3 protein-coding genes and 1 pseudogene (1 of these 4 only partly in view) are annotated in these 4,863 nt (G+C 53.2%); all 4 read left to right on the top strand.

Annotation, left to right across the window (positions count from 1 at the left end):
* Window positions 1-508, top strand: a pseudogene (locus HQL52_18765) (ArsJ-associated glyceraldehyde-3-phosphate dehydrogenase); it begins 503 nt to the left of the window's first position.
* Window positions 509-617: 109 nt separating this feature from the next.
* Window positions 618-1,892: an organoarsenical effux MFS transporter ArsJ gene (arsJ, locus tag HQL52_18760; protein ID MBF0371487.1), complete on the top strand. Its 1,275-nt coding sequence runs from the start codon at window positions 618-620 to the stop codon at window positions 1,890-1,892.
* A gap of 597 nt (window positions 1,893-2,489) precedes the next feature.
* Window positions 2,490-3,659 (top strand): alcohol dehydrogenase catalytic domain-containing protein, encoded by a 1,170-nt coding sequence (locus tag HQL52_18755; protein MBF0371486.1) that lies wholly within the window; start codon window positions 2,490-2,492, stop codon window positions 3,657-3,659.
* A gap of 144 nt (window positions 3,660-3,803) precedes the next feature.
* A complete protein-coding gene (locus HQL52_18750; GenBank protein ID MBF0371485.1) occupies window positions 3,804-4,712 on the top strand; it encodes a lysophospholipid acyltransferase family protein in 909 nt (302 codons plus the stop codon).
* Window positions 4,713-4,863 lie beyond the last annotated feature (151 nt).

The raw sequence follows: 4,863 nt of genomic DNA, 5'->3' as shown, positions 1-4,863 counted from the left end.
ACTGGGCATCAAGCACGCCTCCATGACCACCATCCACGACATCACCAACACCCAGACCATCATCGATCTGGGCCACAAGGATCTACGCCGGGCCCGGGCCTGCTCCATGTCCCTGATCCCCACCACCACCGGCTCCGCCAAAGCGATCACCCAAATTTTTCCGGAGTTGACCGGCAAACTCAACGGCCTCGCAGTGCGCGTCCCCCTCCTCAACGCCTCCCTCACCGACATCGTGTTCGAGGTAGAGCGAAAAACCACGGCAGAAGAGGTCAACGGCATGCTCAAAAAGGCCTCAGAAGGCTCTCTCAAAGGGATTCTCGGTTATGAAGAGCTGCCCCTGGTCTCCATCGACTATAAGGATGATCCCCGCTCCTCCATCATCGACGCCCCCTCCACCATGGTGATCGGCGGCACCCAGGTGAAAATTCTTGCCTGGTACGACAATGAATGGGGCTACGCCAACCGGATGATGGATCTCGCCGCCAAGGTGGCCCAGAGCTTGACCTAAAATACCCTGTTTATTTTGATTTCGATGGCACGAGGGGGGAGATTGGCCCTATCTCCCCCCCGGCCCTCCTCACGACCCAGCTGGATGTTGCGTATTTTCGGAGTGGAAAATGACCGAAGCCAAGAATCTCCCCGGTGACCAGAGTGCAACCAAAGATGCCGGATTGCGCAACTATCTCCTGGTCACCGCCGCCTATTGGGCCTTTACCATCACCGACGGGGCAATCCACATGTTGGTGGTGCTCCATTTTCACCATCTAGGCTATACCCCCCTGGAAATCGCCTTTCTGTTTCTTTTCTATGAGGTGTTCGGCATCATCACCAATGCCGTAGGGGGCTATGTGGGGGCGCGATTGGGGCTCAACACCACCATGTTTTTGGGGATGGCAATGCAGGTGTTTGCCCTCTCGATGCTGGCGGTGGAGCCCTCCTGGTTATCGGTACCCTATGTCATGTTTTTCATGGCTTTTTCCGGTGTCGCCAAAGATCTCAACAAGATGAGCGCCAAATCCAGCGTCAAGCTGATGGTGCCGGAAGGCTCTGATAGTCGGCTGTTCAAATGGGTGGCGATCCTGACGGGATCGAAAAATTCCTTGAAAGGGGCTGGGTTTTTTCTGGGGGGATTTTTGCTGGCAGTATCGAGCTTTCAGATGGCGCTGGTGCTCCTGGCCATGGGCCTTTTGGTCACCATGATCGCTACCGGCATTCTGCTCCCCCGGGAGATGGGTAAATCCAAAGCCAAGCTCAAATTCAAGCACCTTTTTGCTAAAACCCGAGAGATCAACATTCTCTCCGGAGCCCGCTTTTTCCTGTTTGGCTCCCGGGATGTCTGGTTTACCGTGGGGCTGCCGGTTTTTCTACAGGCACAACTCCAATGGGATCACACTCAGGTGGGCAGTTTTCTCGCTTTGTGGGTGATCGGCTACGGTTTTGTCCAAGGCTCCGCCCCCGGACTCCTGGGCAAAGGCCGGGACAATCTGGGGCCGGACGGCACCACAGCCCGCTTGTGGGCCTTCATCCTGGCGCTCTTTCCGGCCGGAATTGCGCTCTCCATCATGCAGGGCTTTGATCCGGGGATTTCCCTCATGGTGGGGCTGGCGGTCTTTGGCGGGGTTTTTGCCATCAACTCCTCGGTCCACTCCTACCTGATCCTACTCTATTCGGATCGGGACAAAGTGGCCATGAACGTCGGGTTTTACTATATGGCCAACGCTGCCGGACGCCTGGTGGGCACGGTCCTTTCCGGTGGCATGTACATGGCCTACGGACTGATGGGCTGCCTCTGGACTTCGGTGGCCTTTATTCTGGCAGCGGCCTGTATCTCTCTGCTGCTGCCCAACCACGAAAAATGGAGTGAACGACGTCAGGTACTGGGGATGGAGTAACTCCCTGCCTGCCAAAACTTTGCTAAATTATCAAATAGTTACATATGCATACCCACTTATATCCGGGGACAGAATCAGATCGGATTTTGCACGTTTTCATCTTCACCCCACTTTCCCCCCCCCAAGCTTTGTCATATTTCCCATTAAATCAAGGCGCTTCCCCTTTTCCAAGGGGTGATTCGGGCTGTTGTTTTTGACAAATATCAAATAAACCCATCAATTGCTTGACAAAATCACCCTCAAAAGACCAGTATGCCCCTCCATCGTGGAAGAGGATGGCTGCCTGGGAATCCCCTTGTCGGAGCGGGTATTATTGACAACTGGTATTCTCTTTTTTTTGGGAACCGTTTACCCTTTCCGGGATTCCAACCAGTTGAAGAATCTCCCTATCCTTGAATTCCATTGTTGGGTATATCATCCGGTTGTGACATACTTGTGCTTGAATAGAAATTATAAAGAAACCTGTGGTCACCCAAATTTGATGGATGATCCGTTTCGTTAAAAATACTTATTGACCGTGTTGGAAAGTTGGCTTGACTGGCTGTTAAGTTGCGGTTTATCCAACCCCTTTCCCCACACTGTCAGCTGGGAGGCGGCATGAAGGCTCTGGTTGTCAATGCAGATTGGGCTCCACGCTCGGGGTATGACCCCACCCCAGAAGAGTTACAGCAAAAACGCGCCCGCGTGGGAAGTCAGGTTTGGAAAAACCCGACCTTCGCTGTGGAAGAACGTCCAACACCGGAAATTCGCCCATTGGATCTACTGATTCGGGTTAAACGGTGTGGTATTTGCGGTTCTGACACCCACCTTTATGAAACCGATCCGGAAAAATACATCATCTTTTCGGGGCCTGCCAAAATGCCCTGTGTGATCGGCCACGAATATTCCGGTATTGTGGAAAAAATCGGCTCTGGGGTCACCACCTTTCAGGTGGGAGACCGTATCGCTGCCGAATCCATCTGCTGGTGCGGCTCCTGCACCCCCTGCCGTAGCGGTGCTCCCAACCAATGCAACCATATCGAACTGGCTGGTATCACCGTTGACGGGGCTCTGTCGGAGCTAACCCGGGCCGATTCCCGCCACTGCTGGAACATCAACAGCCTTGCGGAGCGTTTTGGTGAGGAGGAGGCTTTTGATATCGGTGCCTTGATCGAACCTCTGGGCTGCGCCTACAACGGCATGTTTGTGAGTGCTGGAGGCTTTAAACCCGGCTCGACGGTGGTGGTTTATGGCGTAGGCCCCATTGGCTTGGGGGCTGTGGCACTTGCCCGCATTTCCGGAGCCTCCAAGGTGATCGCCTTTGATCCCAACCCTCGACGTTTGGCCATTGCTGAAAGCATGGGGGCTGATCATGCCTTCAACACCGGAACCCTGGAAAAGGAAGGCAGAAGCCCTGCTGACATTGTTCGGGAGCTTACTTTTGGGGAAGGAGCTCAAATGCAGGTGGAGGCGGCTGGAGCAGCGCCCTATACCATCCCCCAGATAGAACGATCCCTCTCGGTAAATGGCAAGATCGTCTATTTGGGCCGGGCTGCCAACGATACCCCCTTGCAGCTCAACACGCTGGTTTCCGGAGCCAATGCCATCTTTGGGGCTCGGGGCCATTCGGGGTATGGCATCTATGACAACCTGATCAAGTTAATCTCTTCAGGCCGTTTGGACGTCAAGGAGATGATCACTTCCTACATGGATTTCGATCATGTTTTGGATGCCCTCAAGCAATCGGTCTCCCGTTGTGACGGCAAAATCATGGTAAAGGTTTCCTGATTTTTTTCTGACGATCATCTATTTCGGTCTCCCGGGCCAGCGTCTCCCCATGCTGATCACCCGGGCCTGTTCTTCCGGATCCCGCGCCCTGCCTGGGCTTTTTCATCGACAAAAACGAAAACCTTCGATGGTGTTGGAATTCCCATGATTATTCAGGAAAGCGGCTGGCGCGATCTGCTCAGACTTTTTATCTGGTATCCCTTCCGCTGGTTTTGTCAGTTGGCTCCCATCCCTTTGAATCTACGCATTTTTCGCCTGATGGGTCATCTCCATTTTCAGTTCTCCCAGAGTAAAAAGCGTGCTCTGGCCCAGCTGTTGGAAAGCACCCTTCCTGAAGGAAAAAATTCTCCGGACACGGTTCAAAGAGCCATCCTCGACTATTTTTCCAACCACTATACCGACCGGATGTCCATCTTTCATTATGCCCGTCTCAACCGGGACAACCTTGATCAGGTGCTTACCTTTGATGGCTTGGAGTTGATAGATCAGGGTTTGGAAAAAGGTCGGGGTTGTGTCCTGCTCCACAGTCACATGGGGCCCTCTCAGCTATCACTGGTGGCTTTGGGCCGGATGGGCTATGGGATGACTCAGATGGGGTTTCGTTCTGAGCAAAACCTGAGCGGCATTGGCAGGGATGTCCAGTTGCGGATACGTATGGAGCTGGAGGAGGCCTTTCCGGCTCAGATGCTTTATGCTGATCGGTTTCAGCGGCAAATTTTCAGAAATCTGAAGGATAATGGTGTGATCATGACGGCTGGGGATGGTTCTGGTACAGCGGGCCGGTTTGGTCCCCAGGGTGTGGCTGAGTTTATGGGGCGTCAGATGGTTTTTCCGGTGGGGCCTTATAAGCTGGCGGAGAAGACTGGGGCGACTCTTCTTTTTCTCTTTCTTATTCGAGATGGTCTTTATCGTTATCGCATTGTGATTCGCAAGCCTGATCCTTCCCTCACGCCTTTTGAAGCGTTTGTTCGGGAGTTGGAGCGGCATGTGGCTGACGATCCTGGGCAGTGGCCGTTTTGGGATGGATTCAAGCCGGGTGTTGTGCTGCAATAAGTTTTTGACTTTAAACTATTAAAAAAAAAGATGGGGGGATTTGGGGGGAATTCTTTCCCCCCAAGGTCTTTCTTTTGATCTTGCTCTTGCCTTTGATCTTGATCTTGCCCTTGATCTTTCTTTTGAACTTGCCTTACATCCCCCTGGGGGT

It is taken from the genome of Magnetococcales bacterium (assembly GCA_015232395.1).
GTDB lineage: Bacteria > Pseudomonadota > Magnetococcia > Magnetococcales > JADFZT01 > JADFZT01.
The sequence above is the reverse complement of the archived record's forward strand: the minus strand, read 5'-3'. Positions and strand labels throughout refer to the sequence as shown.

Excerpts from the sequence above, each read along its gene's own strand:
- arsJ (MBF0371487.1), top strand. The coding sequence starts at position 618 with ATGACCGAAGCCAAGAATCTCCCCGGTGACCAGAGTGCAACCAAAGAT.
- HQL52_18755 (MBF0371486.1), top strand. The coding sequence starts at position 2,490 with ATGAAGGCTCTGGTTGTCAATGCAGATTGGGCTCCACGCTCGGGGTAT.
- HQL52_18750 (MBF0371485.1), top strand. The coding sequence starts at position 3,804 with ATGATTATTCAGGAAAGCGGCTGGCGCGATCTGCTCAGACTTTTTATC.